General features: G+C 65.5%; 29 protein-coding genes. 22 read left to right on the top strand and 7 right to left on the bottom strand.

From position 1 onward, the window contains the following. The 9 genes from AC1MCA_RS08810 to AC1MCA_RS08770 all read left to right on the top strand — a co-directional run bounded on the left by AC1MCA_RS08810 (position 1) and on the right by AC1MCA_RS08770 (position 6,886). Positions 1-537 (top strand): DUF3180 domain-containing protein, encoded by a 537-nt coding sequence (locus AC1MCA_RS08810; protein ID WP_479802765.1) that lies wholly within the window; start codon positions 1-3, stop codon positions 535-537. After that, positions 518-1,030, top strand: a complete 513-nt coding sequence (locus AC1MCA_RS08805; protein WP_108597326.1) for a PH domain-containing protein — start codon at positions 518-520, stop codon at positions 1,028-1,030. The genes AC1MCA_RS08810 and AC1MCA_RS08805 overlap by 20 nt, the downstream gene beginning before the upstream one ends. Beyond that, positions 1,027-2,658: a PH domain-containing protein gene (locus AC1MCA_RS08800; protein ID WP_479802763.1), complete on the top strand. Its 1,632-nt coding sequence runs from the start codon at positions 1,027-1,029 to the stop codon at positions 2,656-2,658. Before AC1MCA_RS08805 ends, AC1MCA_RS08800 begins: the two co-directional genes overlap by 4 nt. Continuing rightward, positions 2,651-3,541, top strand: a complete 891-nt coding sequence (locus tag AC1MCA_RS08795) for a Rossmann-like and DUF2520 domain-containing protein (protein ID WP_108597324.1) — start codon at positions 2,651-2,653, stop codon at positions 3,539-3,541. Before AC1MCA_RS08800 ends, AC1MCA_RS08795 begins: the two co-directional genes overlap by 8 nt. A gap of 1 nt (position 3,542) precedes the next feature. Further along, the gene (locus AC1MCA_RS08790; RefSeq protein ID WP_479802761.1) at positions 3,543-4,472 is read left to right on the top strand and encodes a 4-phosphopantoate--beta-alanine ligase; all 930 of its coding nucleotides are present in this window, start codon (positions 3,543-3,545) and stop codon (positions 4,470-4,472) included. A gap of 348 nt (positions 4,473-4,820) precedes the next feature. Further along, positions 4,821-5,042: a hypothetical protein gene (locus tag AC1MCA_RS08785; protein WP_479802759.1), complete on the top strand. Its 222-nt coding sequence runs from the start codon at positions 4,821-4,823 to the stop codon at positions 5,040-5,042. Between the two features lie 12 nt (positions 5,043-5,054). Further along, entirely contained in the window at positions 5,055-5,381 is a 327-nt protein-coding gene (locus tag AC1MCA_RS08780; protein WP_479802757.1) for a hypothetical protein, read from the top strand. Positions 5,382-5,470: 89 nt separating this feature from the next. Next, positions 5,471-6,166, top strand: coding sequence for a GAF and ANTAR domain-containing protein (locus tag AC1MCA_RS08775; protein WP_479802756.1), 696 nt, complete (start codon positions 5,471-5,473; stop codon positions 6,164-6,166). Positions 6,167-6,175: 9 nt separating this feature from the next. Further along, positions 6,176-6,886, top strand: a complete 711-nt coding sequence (locus tag AC1MCA_RS08770) for a GAF and ANTAR domain-containing protein (RefSeq protein WP_479802754.1) — start codon at positions 6,176-6,178, stop codon at positions 6,884-6,886. An 87-nt stretch (positions 6,887-6,973) separates the two neighbouring features. Here the strand turns inward: AC1MCA_RS08770 and AC1MCA_RS08765 are convergent, their stop codons facing one another. Next, positions 6,974-7,255, bottom strand: a complete 282-nt coding sequence (locus AC1MCA_RS08765; RefSeq protein WP_479802752.1) for a hypothetical protein — start codon at positions 7,253-7,255, stop codon at positions 6,974-6,976. Positions 7,256-7,383: 128 nt separating this feature from the next. Between AC1MCA_RS08765 and AC1MCA_RS08760 the strand changes: the two genes are divergently transcribed. The 3 genes from AC1MCA_RS08760 to AC1MCA_RS08750 all read left to right on the top strand — a co-directional run bounded on the left by AC1MCA_RS08760 (position 7,384) and on the right by AC1MCA_RS08750 (position 10,427). Further along, a complete protein-coding gene (locus AC1MCA_RS08760; RefSeq protein ID WP_479802750.1) occupies positions 7,384-8,004 on the top strand; it encodes a TetR/AcrR family transcriptional regulator in 621 nt (206 codons plus the stop codon). Between the two features lie 219 nt (positions 8,005-8,223). Further along, a complete protein-coding gene (locus AC1MCA_RS08755; protein ID WP_479802748.1) occupies positions 8,224-8,790 on the top strand; it encodes a type 1 glutamine amidotransferase domain-containing protein in 567 nt (188 codons plus the stop codon). Positions 8,791-8,939: 149 nt separating this feature from the next. Further along, entirely contained in the window at positions 8,940-10,427 is a 1,488-nt protein-coding gene (locus tag AC1MCA_RS08750; protein ID WP_479802746.1) for an MDR family MFS transporter, read from the top strand. A gap of 44 nt (positions 10,428-10,471) precedes the next feature. On the opposite strand, the gene AC1MCA_RS08745 is transcribed toward AC1MCA_RS08750, so the two are convergent. From AC1MCA_RS08745 to AC1MCA_RS08730, 4 genes are all read right to left on the bottom strand, one after another. Beyond that, positions 10,472-11,629, bottom strand: a complete 1,158-nt coding sequence (locus AC1MCA_RS08745) for an alpha/beta hydrolase family protein (RefSeq protein WP_479802744.1) — start codon at positions 11,627-11,629, stop codon at positions 10,472-10,474. Between the two features lie 77 nt (positions 11,630-11,706). Beyond that, the gene (locus AC1MCA_RS08740; protein WP_479802742.1) at positions 11,707-12,540 is read right to left on the bottom strand and encodes an alpha/beta fold hydrolase; all 834 of its coding nucleotides are present in this window, start codon (positions 12,538-12,540) and stop codon (positions 11,707-11,709) included. Positions 12,541-12,581: 41 nt separating this feature from the next. Next, positions 12,582-13,445, bottom strand: coding sequence for an alpha/beta fold hydrolase (locus tag AC1MCA_RS08735; RefSeq protein ID WP_479802740.1), 864 nt, complete (start codon positions 13,443-13,445; stop codon positions 12,582-12,584). Between the two features lie 33 nt (positions 13,446-13,478). Then, positions 13,479-14,363, bottom strand: a complete 885-nt coding sequence (locus AC1MCA_RS08730) for an alpha/beta fold hydrolase (protein WP_479802738.1) — start codon at positions 14,361-14,363, stop codon at positions 13,479-13,481. A gap of 68 nt (positions 14,364-14,431) precedes the next feature. Here AC1MCA_RS08730 and lysS point away from each other — a divergent pair, with 68 nt between their 5' ends. The 9 genes from lysS (at position 14,432) to dhaM (ending at position 23,890) form a co-directional block, all read left to right on the top strand. Further along, positions 14,432-15,964, top strand: a complete 1,533-nt coding sequence (gene lysS, locus AC1MCA_RS08725; protein WP_479802736.1) for a lysine--tRNA ligase — start codon at positions 14,432-14,434, stop codon at positions 15,962-15,964. A gap of 2 nt (positions 15,965-15,966) precedes the next feature. Further along, positions 15,967-16,176, top strand: coding sequence for a hypothetical protein (locus AC1MCA_RS08720; protein WP_479802735.1), 210 nt, complete (start codon positions 15,967-15,969; stop codon positions 16,174-16,176). Positions 16,177-16,314: 138 nt separating this feature from the next. Beyond that, positions 16,315-16,644: a histone-like nucleoid-structuring protein Lsr2 gene (locus tag AC1MCA_RS08715; protein WP_479802733.1), complete on the top strand. Its 330-nt coding sequence runs from the start codon at positions 16,315-16,317 to the stop codon at positions 16,642-16,644. A 570-nt stretch (positions 16,645-17,214) separates the two neighbouring features. Next, positions 17,215-17,913 carry a M23 family metallopeptidase gene (locus AC1MCA_RS08710; protein WP_479802731.1) on the top strand — a complete coding sequence of 233 codons (699 nt, stop codon included), beginning with the start codon at positions 17,215-17,217 and terminating at the stop codon, positions 17,911-17,913. Positions 17,914-18,025: 112 nt separating this feature from the next. Then, positions 18,026-20,521 (top strand): ATP-dependent Clp protease ATP-binding subunit, encoded by a 2,496-nt coding sequence (locus AC1MCA_RS08705; protein ID WP_479802729.1) that lies wholly within the window; start codon positions 18,026-18,028, stop codon positions 20,519-20,521. 199 nt (positions 20,522-20,720) lie between these two features. Then, positions 20,721-21,230 (top strand): amino-acid N-acetyltransferase, encoded by a 510-nt coding sequence (locus tag AC1MCA_RS08700; RefSeq protein ID WP_479802727.1) that lies wholly within the window; start codon positions 20,721-20,723, stop codon positions 21,228-21,230. A gap of 321 nt (positions 21,231-21,551) precedes the next feature. Beyond that, positions 21,552-22,553, top strand: coding sequence for a dihydroxyacetone kinase subunit DhaK (gene dhaK / locus AC1MCA_RS08695; RefSeq protein WP_479802725.1), 1,002 nt, complete (start codon positions 21,552-21,554; stop codon positions 22,551-22,553). Between the two features lie 3 nt (positions 22,554-22,556). After that, positions 22,557-23,186, top strand: coding sequence for a dihydroxyacetone kinase subunit DhaL (gene dhaL / locus AC1MCA_RS08690; protein ID WP_479802724.1), 630 nt, complete (start codon positions 22,557-22,559; stop codon positions 23,184-23,186). Continuing rightward, complete coding sequence (gene dhaM, locus AC1MCA_RS08685; RefSeq protein WP_479802722.1) at positions 23,183-23,890, top strand: dihydroxyacetone kinase phosphoryl donor subunit DhaM; 708 nt, start codon at positions 23,183-23,185, stop codon at positions 23,888-23,890. The genes dhaL and dhaM overlap by 4 nt, the downstream gene beginning before the upstream one ends. Before the next feature lie 4 nt (positions 23,891-23,894). On the opposite strand, the gene AC1MCA_RS08680 is transcribed toward dhaM, so the two are convergent. Then, entirely contained in the window at positions 23,895-24,185 is a 291-nt protein-coding gene (locus tag AC1MCA_RS08680) for a DUF3040 domain-containing protein (RefSeq protein WP_479802720.1), read from the bottom strand. Between the two features lie 150 nt (positions 24,186-24,335). Here AC1MCA_RS08680 and AC1MCA_RS08675 point away from each other — a divergent pair, with 150 nt between their 5' ends. Next, positions 24,336-24,674, top strand: a complete 339-nt coding sequence (locus AC1MCA_RS08675; RefSeq protein WP_479802718.1) for a YnfA family protein — start codon at positions 24,336-24,338, stop codon at positions 24,672-24,674. Between the two features lie 82 nt (positions 24,675-24,756). On the opposite strand, the gene AC1MCA_RS08670 is transcribed toward AC1MCA_RS08675, so the two are convergent. Further along, on the bottom strand, positions 24,757-25,251 hold the full coding sequence (locus AC1MCA_RS08670) for a hypothetical protein (protein ID WP_479802716.1): 495 nt from the start codon (positions 25,249-25,251) through the stop codon (positions 24,757-24,759). Positions 25,252-25,282: the final 31 nt, after the last annotated feature.

Here is a 25,282-nt window from a genome sequence, read left to right as displayed (position 1 = left end):
GTGAAGCCCATCAATCCCCTCCGCCTGATGCTGATCGGCCTGGTCATGGCCATTGCAGGCTGGTCGGCCACGGTGGTGACCAGCCGGTTCAGCCTGGCCACCCCGGTTCTGCCGGCCACCGCCCTGGCCTCCATGGGCGTGATCGTGGCCATCACCCTGATTCTTGGCATCCGGATCCTCAGGTGGCGTAACAGCAACCGCGACGCCACCAGGAAAAAGACTGCACTGAACCCGATCCTCGCTGCCCGGACGCTGGTACTGGCCCAGGCCTGCGCCTACGCAGGCACTGTCCTGCTCGGCTGGCACGTGGGGATCTTCCTGGACCAGCTCCGGATCTGGAACCTCCGCAGCGACCAGGGCATCACCTGGGTGGCTGTCGCCATGGCCGGCGGCGGCCTGGTCATGATCGTCGTGGGGCTGCTGGTGGAGCGGTTCTGCAAGATCCCGCCCGAAGACACCGAAACGCCCGGCGAGGGCAAACGGAGCCCGCGGGGCGAAGCCGCGGGGGAAGGCGAATATGCGTACCGAGGCGATTGATCCTCCCGGCATCATCTGGCAGCGCGTGTCGCCGAAGTACATCACCGTCCGGCTGGTCCAGTGGGCCATCGCCAACCTGGCCGCAGTGCTGATCCTGTCCCTTCCCCTGGTACTTGTCCTGTCGGGCTGGTGGCGGTGGCCCCCGCTGTGGCTGGCCATCACCGTCCCGGCCGTGACGCTGGTCCTGGCATTGTGGCGGCTCGCGCTGATCCCGCGCCAGGTGCGCGCCATCGGCTATGCGGAACGCGATGATGACCTGCTGATCCGCGGCGGCATCTTCTTCCAGCGGACCATGGCTGTACCGTACGGGCGGATGCAGTACGTCGATATCGCAGTGGGACCCGTGGAGCGCGGGCTGGGGCTCTGCACCCTCAAACTGCACACCGCCTCGCCCGGGACCAACGCGCTGATCCCCGGCCTGCCCGCTGCGGAGGGCGCCCGCCTGCGCGAGCAGCTCGCAGCCCGGGGCGAAGCCAGGCTGGCAGGACTGTGACCGCAGACGTTCCGGAGCCCGGCGCGCCTGCAGTGCTTCCGAAAACGCCCGACGGCGAGTGGCTGCGGGTCCACCCGGCGTCGCCTTTTGTGCGTGGCTGGCTGGCGCTGGCAGCCATCGGCTTTTTCTTCGGGCGGGACATTTTCGAACGGATGCTGCAGGGCCGGCCTGTCTTCGAAGAAGACTTCGCCGGCAGGGCACCCTGGCTCGTGGCCGCCGGTGGTGCCGTGCTGCTGGCTACTGTGGCCGGTTTCGTCCTGGAGTGGTACTTCACCAAGTACCAGGTGTCCGGCGGCTACGTCCGGGTGAACTCGGGTTTCCTTTTTCGCCAGCAGCGGCAGGCCCGGCTGGACAGGGTCCAGGCCATCGACATCGTCCAGCCGCTCCTGGCCAGGATCTTCGGGCTGGCTGAGCTCAAGTTCGAGGTGGCGGACGCCGGCGAATCCGCTGTGCGGCTCGCGTTCCTGCGCATGGACGATGCCCGGCAGCTCCGGGCGGACATCCTGGCGCGCGCGGCCGGCGTGGTCCTGGATCCTGAACGTCCGCAGGAACCGGCTCCTGAGGCGCCGGAACATCCCGTACTGTCAGTGCCGCCGTCGCGCCTGGTGGGTTCGCTCCTCCTGAGTGAACAGAGCTTTTTTGTGGTCCTGGGCGGCGTCGCGTCGGTGATCCTGTCCGCCGTGACGGAGAACCGCGGCTTCTATTTCTACCTGATTCCTGCGGCGCTGGGCCTGGCTGCCAGCTACTGGGGCTCCTTCAACAAGGGCTACAACTTCACTGCCGCCATTTCGCCGGACGGGATCCGGCTGCGCTACGGGCTCCTGGATACCCAGGCGCAGACGCTGCCGCCCGGCAGGATCCAGGCCCTGAAAGTCTCGCAGCCGCCGCTCTGGCGGATCTTCGGCTGGTACCGGATCCAGGTCAATGTTGCCGGGTACGGGGCGCTGGGCAGCAACGGGGAAGTGTCTTCGCGCACCACACTGCTGCCGGTCGGAAAGCTGCCTCACGTGATGAGCATGCTCTCGCTGGTGCTCCCGGACCCGGGTACTGCCGAACCCGGGCGGATTTTCGCGGCCGGGCTCAACGGGCTGGATTCCGACGGCGGTTTTGTCACCACGCCGCGCCGCGGCAGGCTGCTCGCACCGCTGGGATGGCGCCGCAACGGGTTCACAGCCACCGCTACTGCCCTCCTGATCCGCTCGGGCCGGTGGTGGCGGCAGTTGGTGGTGGTCCCGCATCAGCGGACCCAGTCGCTGGCCCTGCAACAGGGTCCGCTCGCACGGCGTTTCGGGCTCGCGGACCTTGTCCTGCACACCACGGCGGGGCCGGTGTCTCCGCGGCTGATCCAGGCCGGAGCGGACGAGGCCCGCGCCCTCTTTGATGCGCAGGCCGCCCGGGCCCGGCTCGCCCGCAAGCGTCAGACCACCGAGCATTGGCTAGCGCAGGTGGTGGAGCCCTTCCAGGCGGCGGTACCGGTGGTGCAGGACCTCCAGAGCACGGCGCCGGTGGCTGGGTCCACCGGGACTCCTGCCGCGCCAGCCGTTGAGTCGGTTGAGCCCGCACCCGCTGCTGAGGCCAGCGACACCCCGCCACTGACACCCCAACAGGAAGGCCCGCAACGTGGCTAAGCCCGGACGCCTCGGCGTCGGAATCATTGGTGCCGGCAAAGTGGGCGCCGTCCTCGGTGCCGCCCTGCGCGCTGCCGAGCACGCCGTCGTCGGGGTTTCCGCGGTGTCCGACGCCAGCCGCGAACGCGCGGAGGCGTTGCTGCCCGGCGTTCCGGTCCTGGAGATCCAGGACATCGTGGAGCGCTCCCAACTGGTGCTCCTGGCAGTCCCGGATGACGCCCTGGCCGGCTTGGTTGACGGCCTGGCCAAACTGGGGGCCTGGCAGCCGGGTCAGATTGTTGCCCACACCTCGGGCAGGTTCGGCGTGGGGGTCCTCCGTCCGGTCCGGGCGGCAGGGTCCATTCCGTTGGCTTTGCACCCGGCGATGACTTTCACCGGCATGAGCCTGGACCTCGCCCGCCTGCTTGACTGTACTTTCGGGGTCACCGCGGACGCCGCGATGCTGCCCATCGCCCAGGCGCTGGTAGTGGAGATGGGCGCTGAACCGGTGGCTATCGCGGAGGGGGACCGCACCCTGTACCACGCCGCCCTGGCGCATGGCTCAAACCACTTGGTGACCCTCGTGGCACAGTCGTCCCAGTTGCTGCGGGACGTTGGCGTTGAAGCGCCCGAACGCATGCTCGGACCGCTGCTGCGCGCCACCTTGGAAAATGCCCTGGCCTCTGGCGAATCGGCCCTGACGGGGCCGGTGGCACGCGGCGACGTGGGTACCGTCCAGGCTCATGCCGAGGCGCTGCGTGAGCACGACGCCGGGGCGCACGGCGACGTGCTGGAGGCATACCTCGCCATGGCCCGCGCCACTGCCCTGCGCGCGGAAAGCCGTGGGCTGCTCAAGACCGAACAGCTGGGAGCAATCCGGGCTGCGCTGGAAGAAGGAAACTGACATGGCCATCCAACTGGTAACCACGGCGGCGGAGCTGCGGGACGCGGGTGCCCGCCTGCTCACGCACAAACAGGGCCGCTCACAGGGCCTCGTGCCCACCATGGGCGCGCTCCACGAGGGGCATGCCACGTTGGCGCGGACCGCCGTCGAACAAAACGACGTGGTGGTGGCAACCATTTTCGTGAACCCGCTTCAGTTCGGTGATGCCGTGGACCTGGACCGGTACCCGCGGACCCTTGATGCCGATCTGGCACTCCTGGAAGAGCAGGGTGTGGACCTGGTCTTTGCGCCCTCCGTCGAGGAGGTCTATCCCGGTGGCCAGCCGCTGGTGCGCGTGAGCGCGGGCTCCCTCGGGGAGAAATGGGAAGGCACCTCCCGGCCGGGCCATTTCGACGGCGCCCTTACGGTGGTTGCCAAACTGCTTCACTACGGCACGCCCGCAGCCGGGTTGCCCGCCACCGGGGCCTTCGTCACGGGAGGCGGCGGGGGACTGCCCTCCTACCGGGCCTACTTCGGCCAGAAGGACGCGCAGCAGCTGGCGCTGGTGCGCCGCATGGTGGCGGACCTGAACTTTCCGGTCGACATCGTGGCGGTACCCACTGTGCGTTCCGCTGACGGGCTGGCCCTCTCCAGCCGCAACCGCTTCCTTTCGGCAGAACAGCGCGACGCTGCGCTGGTGCTCTCACGGGCGCTGCGGCTCGTCGAGGAACGGGCGAACGCGAATGAGCCGTTGGATCTCGAATCCGTGCAGGCACTGATTGAATCCCAGGCGCTGGTTGAACTGGACTACTTCGACGTGGTGGATCCGCGCACCCTTGAGCCGCTCGCCGAAAACTGCCGGAACGTCCCGTTCCGTGGCGAGGGGTTGGCGCTTATCGCAGCCAAGGTGGGACCGGTCCGGCTGATAGACAACGTACCGCTCAGCTCCTGATCCCGTTGCCTGCGGAGCAGCTGGTTCGGTGGCAGCAACAGGTTGCCGGGGCGAGCCGCGCAGCTCCGCTCCCTGTTCGGCTTTCGTCACATCAGCTATGCTGAAAGCGTTGCCCCGGACCCTGGCATCGCCCTATTTGGCGTACTCCAGGAGGACCACTCCCCAGCACGGGCACCCACACCTCATTCCGGACTCCGGTCCGATTACCGTATTGCCCTTTCAGGCCCCGCCCGGCCTGGGCCTGCCGATCCTGGCCCGCCCGGCGAGCCGCATCCACGGCAGAATCCTCCCGTGCCTGCATCCCCCTATACCTGTGGCCTTATGCCACTGCACCCAGGAGCACATCCCATGATCCGCACAGTAGATGACGGACTGTCCTACCTCGTCAAGGTCAAAAACGCGTCCTCGTTGGACGACTACCTCAATTCGGCCGTTGACCTGGCCCGCCAGCACGCAGCACTGACCGGCCTCTGCGGGATCCTTGTGACCCGTCATGCCTTCGACACCTACACGGTTGCGGTCAGTGAGACCGTACCTTTCGGCGAGACCCGCGAACGGCAGGATCCCTAGGGGGAGGCCCCGATGGTTTATCTGGACTCCATGTTCCACGCCGTCCCTGACGGAGCAGGGGACGAACAGGCAGCGGACCACCCGTCAGTTGTTGCCCGGGCCGTGGACGGCGGGATTGCGGCCTACGCAACGCGGGAGGAGGGACTCACTCCGCTCGGGTGGCAGGCCCGCGAAATCATAGCCTCCATCCTCGAGGACACATCGCCCGGCCTCGCGGAGGTTCACTGGCGCCTCCGCCGATGCCTGGCCGCCCACCCGGGCGCGCCGGAACGGGCGCTGCTGGCCCACCTGATGGAAACCACGGAACTGGTGAATCAGGGACCTGGTCAATTCCGATAGGTATCCTTGAGATGACGGCTCCGCCGTTCCGGTTCAGCCTGCAGCCGGGCCCTTTCACCGCGGAATGATTCAGGGATCAGGGGCTCACCATGGAAAGTGCACCCGGCATGGCTGCGGGTGAGGACGACGAGTGTGCCCCCTATGTGGCGCGGCTGCCCATAACGGGCGCCGCGGTTTCCCTGTTCGGCGGCTCGGCCGCTGAAACCCTGGTTTCTGCGACCGATGACCTCGCCGCCCGCCTGGATGAACTGCAGTTCAACCTGGGGGAAGGTCCCCGTTGGCGTGCCCTGGAGACCCGGTTGCCCGTGTTGGTCCCCGATGCCCAGTCCCCTGCAGATTCCGAGTGGCCGATGTTCCACCGGGCGATCCAGGGGACACAAGCCGCTGCGCTGTTTGTCTTTCCGCTGACAGTCGGGGCGCTGGACCTGGGTGTCGTCGAGCTGTACAGAGCACTACCCGGAAAGCTGAGCCGATCCGACCAGGCGACGGCGGCGGTGCTTGCGGGCCAGACCTCGTGGCACCTCCTGCGCAAAATCCTCAACCTCAGTTCTCCTGAGACCGATCCGGTCCTTGAACCGGGGCTGATGTCGCGACGGGAGATCCACCAGGCAACAGGGATGGTTCTGGCCCAGTCCGGTGCTACGGCAGCCGAGTCGCTGCTTTTGTTGCGTGCCCACGCCTTCGCCCACGACCTCACCTTGAAGGAGACGGCCGCGGCCGTACTGGCGGGAAGGCTCAGCTTTGACCCTAAGAACGGCGGGCCGGGCGGACGCCCACTGCAGTAAAATGGCGCCATGGGAATCAGTACGCGCGCCGAGCGCGTCAGCGAGGCGTTCGTGAAGATCACGGACACGCTCGTGGCTGACTACGACGTCGTGGACCTCCTCCAGAACCTCGTGGAGGAGTCTGTAGGCCTGCTGGACGTGGCGGCCGCGGGCTTGCTCCTTGCCGACCCCAATGGTGATCTTCAGGTAGTGGCCTCCACCAGCGAGGAGAGCCGGCTCGTGGAGATCCTGCAGCTTGAAGCCGGGGCCGGTCCCTGCGTTGAGTGCTACCTGAGCGGGAAGGCAGTGGAGGTGGAGAACATTGCCGCTTTGACTGATTGGCGGGAGTTCCGTGAGGCTGCGCTCTCGCAGGGCTTCCGCTCGGTTCATGCTGTGCCGATGCGCGTTCATGGCCGGACCATCGGGGCGATGGGACTCTTCGGGGCCCGGGAAGGTGAGCTGACCGCGGAAGACGCCGCCATCGGGCAGGCACTCGCGGACGTGGCAACCATCAGCCTGATGCAGGAGCGGACCATCCGGGAAGCGGCCCTGGTCAACGAACAGCTGCAGCGGGCCCTGAATACCCGCGTGCTGATCGAACAGGCCAAGGGCGTCATAGCCCACACCGCAGGGGTAGACATGGATGAAGCCTTCAACAGGTTGCGAAACCATGCGCGTGCCACCAGCCAGAGCCTTCATGTGACGGCCGGACGGATCGTGGACCGCAGCCTGACGTTGTAGAGCTGGGCCCGGCCCTTTGCTCCCGTCCTTTGCTGCTGACCGGACGGTTTTACGGGACTGACTCAACCCTGCAAAGAGGGGCTTCCTTTACAGCGCCGTTTCCCCTTGCGGATCACGGTTGACCATCAGTTGCTGCAGGAGAGCACGTTCCGGCCTGCCGGGGTTCTGTGCCACGCAGCGGCGCAGCCTGGCCCGGGCCAGTTCCTCGCTGGGGTCGGTCCCGGCCAGCACTTCATCAATGATTTCCTGGGCCTGCCACCGCAGGGATTCCTTCGCGAACTGCCGGACTTCAGCGGACGCCGCCGCTCCTTCAATCCACGGATCAGTCTCTGCGCTCGGGATAAATTCGAAAACTCGCTCTGCTGACATCGGGGCCTCCTTGCACCAGGCCGTGGGATTCCTGATGGGGTCCCTCGGCGTCGAAGCACTGCGCTGAAAAACACATTACAGCGAGTAAGACTGGTCTGTCTCCCCTTGGGGGTAAACTTATTCTTACGATGATTCAAGGTGCAGATCCCGTACCGTCCCCTGCGGAATTCCAGGTAGCGGCGGCACTTGGACCTGCCGATTCGCGGAGCCGGATCCTCGCCGTCGCCTATGATCTCTTCTCTCGCCGCGGCGTCCGGGACGTGGGCGTCAACGAGCTGATTGAGCGCTCGGGCGTGGCCAAGGCAACCTTCTACCGGCATTTCCCGTCGAAGGATTCCCTGGTCCTCGCCTTCCTTGAACAGCGGGACCAGCTCTGGACCGTAGAAGCCATCGTCAGCCAGGCGCGGCTCCGCGGCACCACACCCACCGAACAGCTGCTGGCCATCTTTGATGTCTTTGGTGACTGGTTCCTCCGGGACGACTTCGAGGCCTGCTCCTTCATCAACGTCCTGCTTGAAATGGGTCCCGCCCATCCGCTGGGCAAGGCCAGCATCGATTACCTGGCAAAGATCAGGGGCCATGTGCAGGCACTCGCCGAAGAGGCAGGCCTGCAGCGCACCGAGGAATTCTCCCGGTCCTGGCACATCCTGATGAAAGGCTCCATCGTCTCGGCCACCGAAGGCGATACCGGGGCTGCGAAGCGCGCCCAGCAGATGGCCGGCTGGCTTATCGAGCACCACCGCAGCTGACCCTCCCCGCGGCACTGCAGCGGATCTGTCCGCGCGGGAGGTTCCCCAGCTTCGCCCTGGTACACCTGCCAGCGCCGCCGTTGCATACAGTGATTCCCACATAGTCAGCTTGCTTATGACTTGAGGCTTTTCTAGGCTGGATGGGTCAGACACCCAACTCTAGAAGCGGTCCCCGCGCGCGCTGGAAGCCGCCCCGGTCCGCCTCACTGAAGGAGAAAAATGTCAGAACACAGCATCGCAGGGAAGAAGGTTGCCTTCCTGTTGACGGACGGCGTGGAGCAAGTTGAGCTCACCAGCCCGTGGCAGGCAGTGAAGGACGCCGGCGGCGAACCCACCCTGGTGGCCCTGTCGAGCGGCCGGCTGCAGGGCTACAAAGGCACCGAGAAGGGGGATACCTTCAACGTGGACCTCACCGTTGCCGAGGCTGATGCTTCGGACTTCGACGCGCTGGTGCTCCCGGGCGGGGTAGTGAACGCCGATCATCTGCGGGTGGACAAAGATGCGCAGAACTTCACGCGCAGCTTCTTCGAGCAGCACAAGCCCGTGGCCGCCATTTGTCATGCCCCGTGGCTGCTGATCGACGCCGGTGTGATCCGGGGCCGCAACGTGACCTCGTACCACACGCTCCAGACCGACCTGAAGAACGCAGGCGCCAACTGGAGCGATGAGGAAGTAGTGGTGGACCAGGGCCTGGTGACCAGCCGCAGCCCGAAGGACCTCCCCGCCTTCAACAGCAAGGTGGTGGAGGAAATCTCCGAAGGCCGGCACGCCGGCCAGACCGCCTAGGCGGAAGTGTTCCCTCAGGGTTAAGAAAAATACCCGGTGGAGGAATTCCTCCACCGGGTAGAGTGTTGAAATCTGCAGCGACGATGCTCGCGCGCCACTTTATTCCCAGGCCCGCGCCACTTCATTCCAAACTCCCTGAGGGAACACCCATGTCTACAGAAGTCTCTCCGAACGCTGCCGGGCAGCCCGGCCAGCCTGCACCAACGGCGGCGCCGAAGCACCCCGCGACGGAGAAAATGTCCCGCGAGTCGGTGACCATCATCGCCACCCTGCTCGTGGCCACCTTTGTGGTGATCCTCAACGAGACCATCATGAACGTTGCCCTGCAGCGGCTGATGGTGGACCTTGGCGTCGATGCTCCCACCGTTCAGTGGCTCTCCACCGGCTTTATGCTCACCATGGCCGTGGTCATCCCCACCACAGGGTTCATTCTCCAGAGCCTCTCCACCCGTGCGGTCTTTATGCTCGCCATGGGACTCTTCGCAGGCGGCACCGCCCTGGCGGCCATCGCACCTGGCTTCGAAATCCTGCTGCTGGCCCGCATTGTCCAGGCCGGCGGCACGGCAATCATGCTGCCCCTGCTGATGACCACCATCCTTACGCTGGTGCCGCTGGCCAAGCGCGGCGCGGTCATGGGCAACGTCAGCATCGCCATCTCGGTCGCGCCGGCCATGGGACCAACCGTCTCCGGACTGATCCTGGAGCACTTCACCTGGCGCTTTATGTTCGTGTTCGTCCTGCCGGTGGCGCTGGCAGCCCTCGCCATCGGCGCCAAATACCTGACCAATATCGGTGAGACAGAAAAGACCAAGCTCGACTTTTTCTCGGTCTTCCTGACGGTTCCGGCCTTCGGCGGCCTGGTCTACGGTCTCAGCCAGATCGGTGGCGGACACGGCGGGCAGGCCGGTCCCGGCACCGTGGCCGTTGCCGCGCTCGTGATCGGCGTCGCCAGCCTGGCGGTCTTTGTGCTGCGCCAGGTCCGGCTGCAGAAGGCTGAGGCACCCCTGCTGGACCTCCGCGCCTTCAAATTCCGCATGTTTACCGTCTCCGTGCTGCTGATGGTGGTGGCCATGATGGCCCTCTTCGGCGGCGTCATTCTGCTTCCCCTCTACCTTCAGGAAATCCGCGGACTGGGTTCCCTTGAGACCGGGCTGGTGCTGCTCCCGGGTGGCCTGGCCATGGGCCTGCTGGGTCCGGTCATCGGCCGCCTTTTCGACAGGATCGGCCCCCTGCCGCTCACCGTGACCGGATCGGTCCTGATGGTGGTGGCCCTGTGGCAGTTCTCCATGCTCGACGCCGGCACTGCTGTGTGGTGGATTGTCACCCTCCATGTGGGGCTGAGTTTCGGGCTCGCGCTGCTGTTCACTCCGGCGTTCACCACGGGCCTGAACCCGTTGCCGCCGCATCTGTACTCACACGGCTCGGCGATCATGAGCACCACGCAGCAGGTCGCCGGCGCGGCCGGCACCGCCTTGCTGGTGTCCATCTTCGCCGTGGTCTCCGCCGCATCAGGCCTTGTGGCGGGGATGAGTGCCGCGTTCCTGACGGCAACTGTCATAGCCCTTGCCGCCGTCGTGCTTTCCGCGATGATGCGCAAGACCGAGGGCGCAGCCCCGGGCCACGGACCGGCCCACTAACCCACTCCCGGACCAACCCCACTCCCAAACCAACGCGGGGTCACTTAACGCTCAATCCGGGGCCCGGAACGGGCGTTAAGTGACCCCGCGTTGTGGTGAAGCCAGCCTTCCACCGCCTTTTCCCAGAGTGCGGGATCCCTGTTCCACTCCTGCGTGTGCCGGCAGGCCGGGAACCTGACCAGGCTCACCAGGTCAGGGAAACGGGCCGCGTAGTCCTCGCTGATGCGTATCGGCGTGCTGGCATCGCCAACGCTGTGGAGGATGATCGCCGGCACGGGCGGCGCCATAGCCGTGAAATCCAGGGTTCGAAGATCCAGCGGCTGGGCCAGTCCGGCAAGCCGGTGCAGCGGCCCGCGGAGGATCCGCAACACTCCGATGGCCAGGGCGGTGGGTAGACGCCGCGATGCCGTGTGGGAGAAGAGCGTCCGGTGCCAGTCCAGGACCGGCGCCGTCAGCACCAGCCCGGTGATCAGGTCCCGGTGGCCGGAAGTGTGGGCTGCGGCCAAGGCCATGGTTGCACCCATCGACCAGCCCGAGATGATGATCGAGCCGGCACCATGCGCAGCCGCGTAATCCAGGGCCGCTTCCACGTCCGCCAGTTCGCTGAGGCCGAGGTGGTGTTTGCCGTCCGGCGTCGGGGGAGCGTCAGGGTCGCCGCGGAATGAGATGAGCAGTTGCGTGCAGCCGAGCCGGTGGAAGAACGGTGCTGTGCGGAGGCCGGTGGCCCGGCGCCCGCCGAGCCCATGGACGTGGATGACCCAGGGGCGCTGGGCGGAGCCGGGGATGAGCCATGCCGGAGCGGGTCCTGGCAGCTGCACGTCCTCGAAGGGCAGGCCGGCCCCTTCAGGGGTTGGGTAGACGTAGCCGGACCAGTAGCCCACAGTGTCCCGCTCGAGTTGGCCGCTGTAGATTTTTTCGACGCGGCGGGTGACCGTGCGGGCCCTGTTGTCGCTGGATATCACCTGACCGATGCGGGCGTGCCCGGTGCGGTTGCCCCAGTACAGGCTGTAGACGCCCGGAGCCGAGGTGTCCTTATCGGCGCGGAAGGTGACAGAGCCGACGTCGACGTCCAGAATCCTGATGCGCTCCGGCCGCTGGACGATGGGGGTCACCAGACTCCTGGCGATCCGCAGGCAAAGCCAGCCCGCAAAGGAAGCCGCAGCGAATGCGGCGGCCGCACCGGTGAGGGACCGGTTGCTCACCCAGCCGCCTGGGCGGCGGGGCCGGAACGGGGCTGGCCCTGAACGCGGCCGGCACTGCATGGGGCGGGGCTCACAGGTCAGCCGGCGAAGAACTCGCTGAGTTCGGTGATCAGCTTCTCCGGGGCGCGGAGCACGCCGTCATGGCCGGCGCCCGGCAGGATGGTGTAGCTGGAGCCGGAGAGGACGTCGTGGATCTGGCCGCATGCCACACCGAAGTACGCCGGGCTTTTCTCGCCCACCACGATCAGGGTTTCCAGGGGCAGTGCCAGGAACGGTTCGGCCGGCATGTCCGCGGCGATGATGGCCTTGATCTCGCGGACGCCGGTGTTCATCAGTTCACGCTGCTGCTTGCCCACGTGGGTCGCGGCGGTGAGCTTGTTCGCGATGGTGAGCATGGACAGCGGCATCCGGGAGAACGCACCGCCTGTTTCCAAGCCCTTGTTCAGGACCGCAAGGGCCCTGCCGTCATCCCCGGCCGCGGTGGCTTTTTCATATTCGGCGGTCCAGTCCGCCTTGACGCTGTGGTTCACGGACACCGCCGGGTCATAGACGGCGAGCCGCTCCACCGGGAGGGTACGCGCCGCGTGCAGGGCCACGGCGCCGCCGAAGCTGTGCCCGAAGACGTCGGTGCTGGACGTGTGCTTCATGACGGCGTCCAGGTCCCGGATATCCGTATCCAGGGTATAGTCCTCCGGCTGCGGCGAGGAGGAGCCGCGGCCCCGGCGGTTGAACGTGTGCACCGGCCGGCCCAGGGCTGCGCTGAGTTTCTGCGCGAATTTGGTGTAATCGGCTGCGGTCACCATGGAAGCCGGCACCACCACCACGCCGGAACCGGCCGAAGCCAGTTCCGCACCCGTGGAGAAGAGCTCCAGTGTGCCGCCGTCGGGGGTTCTGATGTTCTCACGCGTCATGAACCGAGCCTATCGGAGGTACCTGAGTGCTGACAGCAGGCTCAGCCCTTGAAGTACTCCGCGATGTCCGTGACCAGCTCATTCACCGCTGCCGGGATGGAGCCGTGGAAGCCTTTGGGCGAGAGTTCGTAGGTGCTGCCTGGTACCGAGGCGTGCAGGCGCTGGGCGGTGACCTTGTAATAGCCCGGGCTCTTGCCGCCCACCATGAAGTGCGTATTGGCGGGCAGGACGCCGAAGTCCCGGACGTGGTCGGCTTCGTCGTAGGCAGCCCGCAGTTCGCCGACGCCGGTAGGCATCAGTTCGCGGAACATCCTGTTGACCTTGGTGCGGGAGACCAGGGCCATGAGGCCTGCGAGGACGGGCTCGGGAATTTTGGAGAGCGTGGTGGCAGGCTGCATGCCCTTCTTCAGCCGGGCCAGGGCATGGCCTACGTTGCCGGCGTTGACCGCCGCCTCAAAATCGTCCAGCCAAGAGGTGTCCATGCTGCCGTCGATGTTGACCGCGGCGTCATAGACCGCCAGCTTGTCCGGCTCGTGGGAAGTGCCGGCGAACTCCTGCACCGCATTCAGGGCCACCGACCCGCCCAGGCTGTGGCCCAGGAGGTTACGGGCGCCGGTGGCGTCCATAACCGTGCGGACATCCGCGATTTCAGTGGCCATGGAGTAATCGGAGGGCTGTTCGGTGGAGTTGCCCCGTCCGCGCCGGTCGTAGACATCCACGGCCCAGCCCTCGCCCAGCCCTTTGGCCAGCGCCACCGAGAACGGACGGTAGATCAGGGCGGTGAGGAACGCGCCGCCAATGACCACTACGCGGCGCTCGCCCGGCGCATCGTCGGTGCCGTAGCTGTACAACGCCAGCCTGCCGCCGTCGTGCGTGGGGACTTCCTGTTCTTTCACGCTCCCCATCCTAAGTGTGGGGCCTGGCCGCTGGCTCCAGGACTACCGGCGCCTCCCCAGCGCCCGGAGCTGGCCGGCGCTGCCGTTGATGAACCGGGCAATCCTTACGGCAAGGCCCTTGCCGGGACGGATCGGGCCCTCGTGCAGCTGGCCCGGCACCACCTGGAACGTGATGGCGGGGACGGCGGCTGCCAGCTGGCGGCCGGTCTCGGCGAAGTACGCGGGGCTCCAGCCGCCGCTCAGCATCAGGATGGGGGTGGTGAGGGACGTGAAATCGTCCAGTTCGGCGTCGGCGTCGAGCACGGCGCGCATTTCCTTGACGGCGGTGGGCAGCAGCTGGCGCATCTCGGACCCGAGGTTGGTCCGGGCGGAAAGGATGCTCAGCATCCGCAGGGCGCCGAGGGGCAGGTAGGACAGGGGGCCAGCAGTCGCCAGGCCCTGGACCAGGTGCGCCCATGCATGGTTGAGCTGTCCGGCGGTCACCGCATCCTCGAGCTCGGGCCGCCAGCGGTGGCTCAGGTTTCCGGAGAGAGAAACCGCGGCGTCGTAGGTCACCAGCCTGTGGATCGGCAGGGTCCGCGCTGCCTGCAACGCCACGAACCCGCCGTAGCTGTGCGCCACCACGTCAGTGGACCCCGTCTCGCGCATCACCGTGCCGAGGTCGCTGACCTCGGTCTTCACCGAGTAATCATCGGGCTGGCGCGATGACCCCGCCCGCCCCCGGCGGTTGTAGCAGTGCACAGGGCGGCCGAGCAGGACACTCAGCTTCCGGGCGAAAGGCCGGTAGAGGGCATCGGTGACCAGAGTGCCGTGGATAAGTACGACGCCGGGAGGCCCCGCCGTCGTCGGGTCCAGTTCCGCCTTGGTGAGGAAGGAATGACCTTCGAGGTGCCCGCCATCCTCCGTCTCCACCGTCCATTTCTCCACAGCCCGAGTCTATGCCCGGGGCCGGCCCCGGAAGCCGGCTGCACGATCGCCCGGTAAACTTGGGGATTGTGACTTCCCAAAACACCCCCGCCCCCAAAAATGCCCCAGAGCCGGTCGACGCCAGCGAACAGATGCGCATCCGCATGGAAAAGCGCACCAAGCTGATCGAGCGCGGCACCGAGGCATATCCGGTGGGTGTTGAGCGCACGCACTCCCTCACCGAGATCCGCGAAAAATACGCACACCTCGAGGCTGATGACACCACCGGCGACGTCGTGGGCGTCACCGGCCGTGTGGTTTTTGTGCGGAACACCGGCAAGCTGTGCTTCGCCACGCTCCAGGAAGGCGGCGTTGACGGCAAGGGCACCCGGCTCCAGGCCATGCTGAGCCTGGCCAACGTGGGCGAAGAAGCGCTCGCGGACTGGAAGGCGCTGGTTGACCTCGGCGACCACGTCTTCATCAAGGGTGAAGTAATTTCCTCCCGCCGAGGCGAGCTGTCCGTCATGGCCGAGTCCTGGTCCATGGCCTCCAAGGCCCTGCGCCCGTTGCCCGTCCTGCACGCGGAGCTGAACGAGGAAACCCGTGTCCGGCAGCGTTACGTGGACCTGATGGTGCGCGATGAAGCCCGGGAAATGGTCTATACTCGCGCCGCGATCACCCGGTCCATCCGCGAGAGCCTCCACCGGCACAGCTACGTGGAGGTGGAAACCCCCATTTTGCAGCTGGTCCACGGCGGCGCCCTGGCCCGTCCGTTCGAAACGCATATGAACGCGTTCGATCAGAAGATGACCTTGCGCATCGCCACCGAGCTTTACCTCAAGCGCGCCGTGGTGGGCGGAATCGACCGCGTCTACGACATGGGCCGGGTCTTCCGCAACGAGGGCGTGGACTCCACCCACAGCCCGGAATTCACCACGCTTGAATGCTACGAGGCCTGGGCGGACCAGTTCGTCATGGCCAACCGCATCAAGGAGATCATCCTCGACGCCGCTGACGCTGTGGGTGCCGGCCGGACCCTCCAGACGGACGCCGGGGAAATCAACCTCGACGGCGACTGGGCCTGGCTGTCCGTTTACCCCGGCTTGTCCGAGGCCGTTGGCCAGGAAGTCACTCCCGACACGTCAGTGGAGGTGCTGCGGGACATCGCCGCAAAGCACGAGGTGAAGGCAGACCCGAAATGGGATGCCGAGAAGCTGGCCGTGGAGCTGTTTGGCGAAATCGTCGAGCCCACGCTGCTGAACCCCACCTTTGTCTATGACTACCCGCCTTCCGCGCAGCCGCTTGCCCGCCCGCACCGCGAGGACGGCCGCCTGATCGAGGCCTGGGACCTCATCATCGGCGGCATGGAACGCGGCACGGCCTTCTCCGAGCTGATCGACCCCGTCATCCAGCGCGAACGGCTCACCGAACAGTCCCGGCATGCTGCCGCCGGTGACGACGAAGCCATGCAGCTGGATGAGGACTTCCTGCGCGCCCTCGAATACGGTGCGCCGCCGATGGGTGGCATCGGCCTGGGGATCGACCGTCTGGTCATGCTGTTCACCGGTGCCGGCATCCGCGAAACCATTCTCTTCCCGCTCCTGAAGCCGGAAGGGCACTGACTGTGGAATATGTAGCAGTTCTCCTGCCCTCGGTAGTGGTGGGCCTGATTTTCTGGTTTGCGATGAAATCGATCTTCAATGCCGATAAGGCCGAGCGGCAGGCGGAAGCCCGTGCCCAGGCCGAAGCCCGGGGTGCAGCAAATACGGAGCCTGATGCAAAAGCCAAGAATCAGTCTTCGCCCCCTCTGGACCGTCCGGATGCGGAATCCTGATATAGTCCCGGGACTTTGTGTGGATATCCACAGGAACCAATAGATGCTTTGACGCGTTGCCATAATGAGGGTCATACTTTTTAGAGGAACATCCTGCTTTTCTGAAAATCCGAACCCTTTCCCAGAGGAAGACTATTAATGGCACAGAAAGTAAACATCGTCCTCGTAGATGATCTGGATGGGGGATCCGCGGATGAGAATGTCCGCTTTGGCCTCGATGGGGTCAGCTACGAAATTGATCTGTCTTCGGCCAACGCGGCCGAACTCCGGACGTCGTTGGAGCGGTTTGTAGCCGCGGCGCGCAAGACATCTGCCGGGCGGACTGCCCGCACCAAACCGGCAGTGACCGGGCGCGGCAATGATTCCGCGCAAATCCGTCAATGGGCCCGCGAAAACGGCTACACGGTTAACAGCCGTGGCCGAATTCAAGCGGAAATCCAAGAGGCCTACCAAAAGGCCAATTCTTAGGAGTCGGCCGCCAGCCTTACCAGGAACCCTGTCTTCGCCCCCGGCGTCGGCAGGGTTTTTTGGTGTCTTGAATTGCGCGAAGGAACATTTTGTGCCGTCAGGCGGACAAGGCCAGGGACATGCCTTGAATTTGCCCGCCGAATCCATGCTTCGGCGGGAGACCCTAATGTGGGTAATTAGGGGATCGCAGCGGTTTATTGCCTCCCGAGGTGCTGAAGCCGGCTTCTGGAGGCTCTTGTGCGGGGTTGCGGTCAGACGGAATGCCCTAAGGAATGCCCAGCCGGCACTAAGCGCCAGTAAAGAAGCCGGCGACAACCAGGTGCGGTGAGATTCCAGCGCGTCCACTTTTGTTCGAAGGCCTTCCTGGCCGATGCCTGTCCGGACCCCTTACCCTGCGCGAACTGGTTGTTTAGGAGTATGTTGACCACGAAGACGATGACATGGGTTGCCTTTTACAACGCCCACGCGTTGCCGACAGGCCATGCACTGTCCAGCCCGTTGGCCGACGAATAGACGGCCGGCGGCAAGCGGGTGCCCTTCGGGACGCACGGGACGGGCTCGAGGGAAGCCATGACATTTGAGGTAAACCCGGCGCTCCGGTATGTGGACGTTTCGCTCCCGTTCGCCGGACGGTGGAAAGTGGAGAACAGCCCGAAGCGCCGGGTCCCCAGCCATGGCACCAGTATGCTGGGCACCGCCTACGCCATCGACTTCGTCGGTGTGGACGAGAACGGCAGGACTGCCCCGGGCGTGAGCTGGCGGACCGCCCTCGGCACGGAGCCGCCGGAGCAGTTCTTCGCCTTCGGCCGCGAAATCCTGGCCCCGGTGACCGGCCGGGTAGCAGCCGTGCATCAGGGCGAGCAGGACCACGGGGCCCGCCGCTCCCCGGTTTCGCTCCTGCCTTACGCGCTGGGACAGGCTTCACGGCTCCGTCAGGGGCTCGGCAACATCACCGGCAACTGTGTGATCATTGCTCCGCGCGGAAGCGGCGCCTTTGTTGCGGTGATGCATCTCCAGGCCGGCTCCATCCGGGTATCCGTGGGCCAGGAGGTTACGGAGGGAGAGTCCATCGCCAACTGCGGCAACTCCGGCAATTCCACGCAGCCACACGTGCACATGCAGGCGATGGACAGGCTTGACCCGTGGACAGCCCAGGGGCTTCCGATGCGGATCAGGCGCTATTACGAAAAGCCCCGCAGGTCCACGCGCTTCATACTTCGGGAAAACACGATTCCGGACGAAGCTTCAACCGTGGAGGCCGCGCGCTAGCCGCTTCATCCCGTCACACGGACACGCATGGTTTCCCCTGTGGCGAACACGCTCCACAAGTCAGGGTCTGCCACGTAGCATCAAAGTACGTCGTAGCTAGGAGTGTGGCGAAATGTTTGAGCGATTTACGGACCGTGCCCGTCGAGTAGTTGTGCTTGCCCAAGAAGAGGCACGCATGCTGAACCACAATTACATTGGTACCGAACACATCCTCTTGGGTCTGATCCATGAAGGTGAAGGCGTTGCCGCCAAGGCTCTGGAGTCCTTGAGCATTTCGCTCGACGGCGTTCGCGAGCAGGTGCAGGAGATTATCGGCCAGGGCCAGCAGGCTCCGTCCGGCCACATCCCCTTCACGCCGCGCGCCAAGAAGGTGCTGGAGCTCTCGCTGCGCGAAGCCCTGCAGCTGGGCCATAACTACATCGGCACCGAGCACATCCTGCTCGGCCTCATCCGTGAGGGCGAGGGTGTTGCCGCCCAGGTGCTGGTGAAGCTTGGTGCAGACCTGAACCGGGTCCGCCAGCAGGTCATCCAGCTGCTCTCCGGCTACCAGGGCAAGGAAAGCACCGGCGGCGCAGGCGTTGGCGCGGGCCAGCCGGAAGGCACTCCCGCCGGTTCGGTGGTCCTGGACCAGTTCGGCCGCAACCTGACCCAGGCTGCGCGCGAGAACAAACTGGACCCCGTGATCGGGCGTGAGCAGGAAATGGAACGCGTTATGCAGGTCCTTTCCCGCCGGACCAAGAACAACCCGGTCCTGATCGGTGAGCCGGGCGTCGGCAAAACGGCCGTCGTCGAGGGCCTTGCCCAGGCAATTGTCCGCGGTGACGTCCCGGAAACCATCAAGGACAAGCAGCTGTACACCCTGGACCTCGGTTCACTGGTGGCAGGATCCCGCTACCGCGGTGACTTCGAAGAGCGCCTGAAGAAGGTCCTCAAGGAAATCCGCACCCGTGGCGACATCATCCTGTTTATCGACGAGATCCACACCCTTGTGGGTGCCGGTGCCGCCGAAGGTGCCATCGATGCCGCGTCCATCCTGAAGCCCATGCTGGCCCGCGGTGAACTGCAGACCATCGGTGCCACCACCTTGGACGAGTACCGCAAGCACATCGAGAAGGACGCCGCACTCGAGCGCCGCTTCCAGCCCATCCAGGTCAAGGAGCCTTCCGTCGCGCATGCGATCGAGATCCTCAAGGGCCTGCGTGACCGTTACGAGGCGCACCACCGGGTGACCATCACCGACGGCGCCCTCGCCTCTGCTGCCAGCCTCGCCGAGCGCTACATATCGGACCGTTTCCTGCCGGACAAGGCGATCGACCTCATCGACGAAGCCGGTGCACGGCTGCGCATCCGCCGGATGACCGCCCCGCCGGAGCTCAAGGCCATGGACGAGCGCATCGCCAAGCTGAAGATGGAGAAGGAATCCGCCATCGACGCCCAGGACTTCGAGGGTGCTGCTTCGCTCCGCGACAAGGAGCAGAAGCTCATCACCGAGCGCGCCGAGAAGGAACGCCACTGGAAGTCCGGCGGCATGGATGACATCTCCGAGGTGGATGAGGATCTCATCGCCGAGGTGCTGGCCAACTCCACGGGCATCCCCGTCTTCAAGCTGACCGAGGAAGAATCCTCGCGGCTGCTCAAGATGGAAGATGAGCTGCACAAGCGTGTCGTAGGCCAGGACGAGGCCATCAAGGCCCTGTCCCAGGCGATCCGCCGCACCCGTGCAGGCCTGAAGGACCCCAAGCGTCCCGGCGGCTCGTTCATCTTCGCCGGCCCCACCGGCGTCGGCAAGACCGAGCTCGCAAAGGCCCTGGCGGAGTTCCTGTTCGGTGAAGAGGATGCTCTCATCACCCTGGACATGTCCGAGTACTCCGAGAAGCACACGGTTTCGCGGCTCTTCGGTGCCCCTCCGGGCTACGTGGGCTACGAAGAGGGCGGGCAGCTGACCGAGAAGGTCCGCCGCCGTCCGTTCTCCGTGGTCCTGTTCGACGAAGTGGAAAAGGCCCACGCGGACCTCTTCAATTCCCTCCTGCAGATCCTGGAAGACGGCCGCCTGACCGACTCCCAGGGCCGTGTGGTGGACTTCAAGAACACCGTGATCATCATGACCACCAACCTCGGTACCCGGGACATCTCCAAGAGCGTTGCCACCGGCTTCCAGTCCGGCACGGACACGCAGACCGGCTACAATCGGATGCGCGCCCGCGTCACGGAGGAGCTCAAGCAGCACTTCCGCCCGGAGTTCCTGAACCGTGTGGATGACGTTGTCGTGTTCCCGCAGCTCACCCAGGACGAGATCATCGAGATCGTGGACATGTTTGTGGGCCGCCTCGAGAAGCGCCTCAAGGACAAGGACATGGGCATCGAGCTCACCCCAGCGGCCAAGGTGCTCCTGGCAACCCGCGGCTACGATCCCGCCATGGGTGCCCGGCCGCTGCGCCGCACCATCCAGCGCGAGATCGAGGACCAGCTCTCCGAGAAGATCCTGTTCGGCGAACTCCACGCCGGCGATATCGTCGTAGTGGATGTGGATGGCGAAGGAGACTCCGCCAAGTTCACGTTCGCCGGCAATACCAAGCCGCGCATCCCGGAGATCGCCCCGAGCGTCTAGACCACCAGACAAGCTGAAAGCCCTGTCCACTCCACAAAGGAGCGGACGGGGCTTTCGTGCGTGGTGGAGGTGGAGCGAAGCGAGGGTGCCGGTGGCATTTGTGTAGCTTGCGTCAGAGCGACGAAGGAGCAGCAAGCGGCAAATGGCGCCGGTACCAGAGCACCCCGGCCACTCGTGCGGCCACCGTAGGATGGATCCTGTGACTGACGCCTTCCATATCCGCCCTGCCCGCACCAGTGATGTCGCCGCCATCAAAAGCCTGGTGGCGCCGTTGGCCGAGCAGCGGATCCTGATGGCCAAGGAGACGGTGGCATACTACGAGAGCCTCCAGGAGTTCCGGATCGCGGAATCCGGCGACGGCGAAGTCATCGGCTGCGGGGCCCTGCACGTGATGTGGGAGGACCTGGCTGAAGTCCGCACCCTGGCGGCGTCCGACGCCTGGCGGGGCAGGGGCGTGGGTCATGTCCTGGTCGAAAGCCTGTTGGAGGAGGCGCGTGAACTCGGGGTGGCCCGGGTCTTTTGCCTCACGTTCGAGGTGGACTTTTTCAAGCGCCACGGCTTCGAGGTGATGGCGGACCAGACTGCGGTTGACCCAACGGTCTACTCGGAACTGCTGCGCTCCCATGACGAAGGCGTGGCGGAGTTCCTGGACCTGGCCCGGGTGAAGCCGAACACGCTGGGAAACACCCGGATGATCAAGGTCCTGTAACACCAAAAACCTGCACCACACCGTCCTCCCCCTGGCAGGGGCGGAGCAGCACGGCATGAGGCTGTTGGCTTAAATCTATTTGTTGGATAAACTAGCCGGGCTGCGGTTCGGCCGGCAGGTAAGGGACAGTCATTGGGGGCTGTCCCTTTCCTATGCCGCGAGCCCCTGCTCCCAATGGCCTGAACCCGGAATGTCGGTGTCCGGACACCCATTGCCCGGGTGGAACAAGTGTCCACCAGTCGGGGCGGGCTACCGGACTGAATGCAGCGATAGTAGGGTCAAAGAGCATCCTCCGGAAGTCCCCTCCCCAGGAGTTCGGCCATGAAAAAGCTCATCAATGACCCCCGTGCAGTGGTCGCCGAGTCCGTCGAGGGCTTCGGACTCGCGCACGCGGCACTGGTGACCGTCAGTACGGACCCCCTGTTCATCACGCGGAACAACGTGCCGACGGCGGGAAAGGTGGGGCTTGTGTCGGGCGGAGGCAGCGGCCACGAACCGCTCCATGCCGGTTTTGTCGGTCTTGGAATGCTCGACGCCGCCGTGCCAGGGGCGGTGTTCACCTCACCCACGCCGGACCAGATCCTTCCGGCGGCGGTGGCCGCAAACTCCGGTGCCGGCGTCGTCCTTATCGTGAAGAACTACACCGGGGATGTCCTGAACTTTGAGACCGCTGCGGAACTGGCTGAGGCCGAAGGCGTCGATGTCCGAACGGTAATCGTCAATGACGACGTCGCCGTCGAGGACTCGCCGTACACAGCCGGACGCCGCGGTGTTGCCGGTGCCGTGCTGGTGGAGAAGATCGCCGGCGCAGCCGCGGAACGAGGGGACGGTCTGGATGCTGTGGCTGCGATGGGAAACCGCGTCAACAGCAACGTCCGGACCATGGGTGTGGCGCTGGCTGCGTGCACGGTCCCGCATGCGGGGACACCCAGCTTCGACCTTGCAGAGAACGAGATTGAATTCGGCGTCGGCGTCCACGGCGAGCCCGGCCGGCACCGCATGGCAATGGAGGACGCGGACGGCATCACCGACCGCCTGCTGGACGCGGTGCTGGGCGATCTGGGGATCGCTGCGGGCGATAAGGTGCTGCTGTTCGTCAACGGCATGGGTGGCACCCCGCTGAGTGAGCTGTACATCGTGTACCGCCATGCCGCCCAGGTGCTTGCCGGGCGGGGAGCCGCCGTGGAGCGCTCACTGGTGGGGAACTACGTCACCGCCCTGGACATGCAGGGCTGCTCGATCTCTGTCCTCCGCCTTGATGACGAACTGACCCGGTTGTGGGATGCCCCTGTGAACACTGCCGCTCTGCGTTGGGGGGTGTGAGTAATGCTGGATGTGAACTGGACCATTAAGTGGCTGACGCTCTGCGCGCAGGCAATGGCGGAAAACCGGCTCTATCTGATCGAACTGGACCGTGCCATCGGGGATTCAGACCATGGGGAAAATATGGACCGGGGCTTTCAGGCAGTACTGGAAAAGCTGGCCGAAGTCCGGCCGGAGACGCCGGGCGCGGCCCTGAAGCTGACCGCCATGACCCTGATGTCCAAGGTGGGCGGCGCCGCCGGCCCCCTGTACGGTACGGCGTTCCTGCGGGCCTCCACTGCTGTGGGGGATGCGGCCGAGGTGGATCCGGCGGCCTGGGCAGAGGCGCTCGTGGCGGCACGCGACGGGATCGTGGCACGGGGCAAGGCCGAGTTCGGCGACAAGACCATGGTGGATGCCTGGACCCCCGCTGCCGAGGCAGGACAGGCCGCCGCCGCGCACGGTGCAGGCAATGTGCTTGAAGTCCTGGTCGCCGCGGCCGAGGCCGCAGAAGCCGGCGCCATTGCCACCGACCCGCTGGTGGCACGCAAGGGCCGTGCCAGCTACCTGGGGGAGCGGAGCGCAGGCCACCGCGATCCGGGGGCCGCGTCCAGCGCACTGATCCTCCGCGCCGCCGTCGAGGCCGCAGCGTGACTGTGCGGCTGGTAGTGGTGTCCCACAGCGAAAAAATTGCCGACGGCGCGGCGGAGCTCGCAGCCCAGATGGCGCCCGACGTCGTGATCCTCACCGCCGGGGGCACCGCGGACGGCAGGATCGGAACCAGCCTCGAGAAAGTGATGTCCGCTTTGGACCAGGCGGCAGGGGGCGACGGCGTGGTGGTGGTGACGGATCTTGGGTCGGCTGTGATGACCGCTGAGTCGGCACTTGAGTTCGCCGGGGATCCCGCCGATGTGCTCCTGGCGGACGCGCCCCTGGTGGAAGGTCTCGTTGCCGCCGCGGTGGCTGCTCAAAGCGGCGCCGGCGTTGAAGCGGTCAAACTGGCCGCTGAGTCGGTGTACGCCCACGGGCCCGGGGGTGCCGAGGCATCAACGGCGTTTATTGCCGGCACGGTCACCGAAGGCTCCGTCACCGGAAAGGGGCCGGATTTCACCGGTGACTTTGAACTGGTTAACCAGGCCGGCATGCATGCCCGGCCGGCCGCCAAAATTGCCGGCGGGCTTGCAGCGCTCAACGCCGAAGTCACTGTCAACGGTGTGGACGGTACGGCAATGACGTCCTTGATGACGCTGGCGGCGGGCCAAGGCTCAGTGCTTCACGTCGAGGCCTGGGGGCCTGATGCTGAGCGCGCCATCAACTACGTCGGCGGCCTGGTGCAGGCCGGCTTCGGGGAGCCGTAGTCCTTTACTTCGCCGGCCGGCGGCGAAAGTCCACTTTGTGACCCTCGAACAGCAGGTACGTACCGATTCCCATAAGCAGGAAGCCGGCGACGCCTACGACGATGAGCTGGGTGCTCACGCCCGCGATGAGCAGGACGATGCCGAACATTCCCGCGACGGCACCCACGTAGGTGCTCCGCTTGAACCGCACTCCCACGGAGCCCGATGAGAGTTCCTGGGCGAGCCGCGGATCCTCGGCTGCCAGGCCAGATTCCAGCTCCTCGAGCTGTTTCCGCTCCCGATCTGAAAGTGGCACCGTTACCCCTTCCCGGCGTGCATTGTTGTTCTAAATCCAACATTTGCAGTGTTAGTAATACTGAACGTACAGCGTCCGTGAGGGAAGTCAAGGGGAGTGATTCCGGAGGTGCCGGACCGGTCGAGGGGGCGGCCGGGAGATGATGGAACCATGACCATCGCCAAATCTGTCCTGCTCTTTATTCTTGCTGCTGCGGCCGAAATTGGCGGTGCGTGGCTGGTTTGGCAGGCCGTTCGGGAAGGGAAATCGTGGTGGTGGGCAGGTGCCGGGATCATCGCCCTGGGCGTCTACGGCTTTGTCGCTACCCTTCAGCCTGATGCGCACTTCGGCAGGATCCTTGCGGCCTACGGTGGCGTCTTCGTGGCGGGGTCGCTGGCTTGGGGGATGGTTTTTGACGGATTCCGGCCGGACCGGTGGGATGTCATTGGCTCGATCGTCTGTCTGGTGGGGGTCGCCGTCATTATGTTCGCACCCCGGGAAGCAGGATAGGGAGGCCGGTCAGGGGGTTGGCCCGGGGGCGCAGCCAGAGCGTGGCGGGCCTGAAGCTGGGTGATGGTCTTGGGTGCGAACCCTATCCCGCGTCGCTTTGCCGGAGGCCGACGGCGTCCAGAGTCACCGAAGCAGTGATGAACCGCCCGCAATGCTCCCCGAACGGGTAGGCGCCGCGGGGCCGGAACTCGAGGGTGCGTACCGGGAGGGCCAATCCGTCCGGGGCAGTCCCGGTAGCCGTCAGTGACATCGGTTCCTCGGTGAGGGTGTCGAGCATCAGGTGACCGATCCTGGTCCCGTTCGGCGATGCCGTGGCTGAACAGACGCCCTCCGGTGTGCAGCCCTGGTCTATCGAATCGCTGCCGGGAAACAGCTCGAGGGCTGACTCCTTGCAGACTCCGCCCTGGCACGCCTTCAGGTTCAGTGTTTCCACCTGGGCCGCGTACTCCCGCGCCACCGTCACGGAAACGGCCGTGGCCTGCGCGATCGCGGGGCATGGCGCAGGGACGGGGTAGTGGTAACAGCCGGTGAGTACCGTCGTCGTCATCAATGCCAGAAGCACTGCAGACTTGCGCATACTTCAGCGTAGATCCGGCGGACTCAGCACT

Source organism: Arthrobacter sp. BK1 (assembly GCF_056680055.1).
The sequence above is the reverse complement of the archived record's forward strand: the minus strand, read 5'-3'. Positions and strand labels throughout refer to the sequence as shown.

Bases quoted from the DNA above. Each gene is read 5' to 3' on its own strand.
- AC1MCA_RS08785 (WP_479802759.1), top strand. From the start codon at position 4,821: ATGATCCGCACAGTAGATGACGGACTGTCCTACCTCGTCAAGGTCAAA.
- AC1MCA_RS08805 (WP_108597326.1), top strand. From the start codon at position 518: ATGCGTACCGAGGCGATTGATCCTCCCGGCATCATCTGGCAGCGCGTG.
- AC1MCA_RS08740 (WP_479802742.1), bottom strand. From the start codon at position 12,540: ATGACGCGTGAGAACATCAGAACCCCCGACGGCGGCACACTGGAGCTC.
- dhaL (WP_479802724.1), top strand. From the start codon at position 22,557: ATGCTGGATGTGAACTGGACCATTAAGTGGCTGACGCTCTGCGCGCAG.
- AC1MCA_RS08775 (WP_479802756.1), top strand. From the start codon at position 5,471: ATGGAAAGTGCACCCGGCATGGCTGCGGGTGAGGACGACGAGTGTGCC.
- AC1MCA_RS08750 (WP_479802746.1), top strand. From the start codon at position 8,940: ATGTCTACAGAAGTCTCTCCGAACGCTGCCGGGCAGCCCGGCCAGCCT.
- AC1MCA_RS08790 (WP_479802761.1), top strand. From the start codon at position 3,543: ATGGCCATCCAACTGGTAACCACGGCGGCGGAGCTGCGGGACGCGGGT.
- AC1MCA_RS08770 (WP_479802754.1), top strand. From the start codon at position 6,176: ATGGGAATCAGTACGCGCGCCGAGCGCGTCAGCGAGGCGTTCGTGAAG.
- AC1MCA_RS08715 (WP_479802733.1), top strand. From the start codon at position 16,315: ATGGCACAGAAAGTAAACATCGTCCTCGTAGATGATCTGGATGGGGGA.
- dhaK (WP_479802725.1), top strand. From the start codon at position 21,552: ATGAAAAAGCTCATCAATGACCCCCGTGCAGTGGTCGCCGAGTCCGTC.
- AC1MCA_RS08705 (WP_479802729.1), top strand. From the start codon at position 18,026: ATGTTTGAGCGATTTACGGACCGTGCCCGTCGAGTAGTTGTGCTTGCC.
- AC1MCA_RS08755 (WP_479802748.1), top strand. From the start codon at position 8,224: ATGTCAGAACACAGCATCGCAGGGAAGAAGGTTGCCTTCCTGTTGACG.
- AC1MCA_RS08675 (WP_479802718.1), top strand. From the start codon at position 24,336: ATGACCATCGCCAAATCTGTCCTGCTCTTTATTCTTGCTGCTGCGGCC.
- AC1MCA_RS08765 (WP_479802752.1), bottom strand. From the start codon at position 7,255: ATGTCAGCAGAGCGAGTTTTCGAATTTATCCCGAGCGCAGAGACTGAT.
- AC1MCA_RS08670 (WP_479802716.1), bottom strand. From the start codon at position 25,251: ATGCGCAAGTCTGCAGTGCTTCTGGCATTGATGACGACGACGGTACTC.
- AC1MCA_RS08780 (WP_479802757.1), top strand. From the start codon at position 5,055: ATGGTTTATCTGGACTCCATGTTCCACGCCGTCCCTGACGGAGCAGGG.
- AC1MCA_RS08710 (WP_479802731.1), top strand. From the start codon at position 17,215: ATGACATTTGAGGTAAACCCGGCGCTCCGGTATGTGGACGTTTCGCTC.
- AC1MCA_RS08760 (WP_479802750.1), top strand. From the start codon at position 7,384: ATGATTCAAGGTGCAGATCCCGTACCGTCCCCTGCGGAATTCCAGGTA.
- AC1MCA_RS08735 (WP_479802740.1), bottom strand. From the start codon at position 13,445: ATGGGGAGCGTGAAAGAACAGGAAGTCCCCACGCACGACGGCGGCAGG.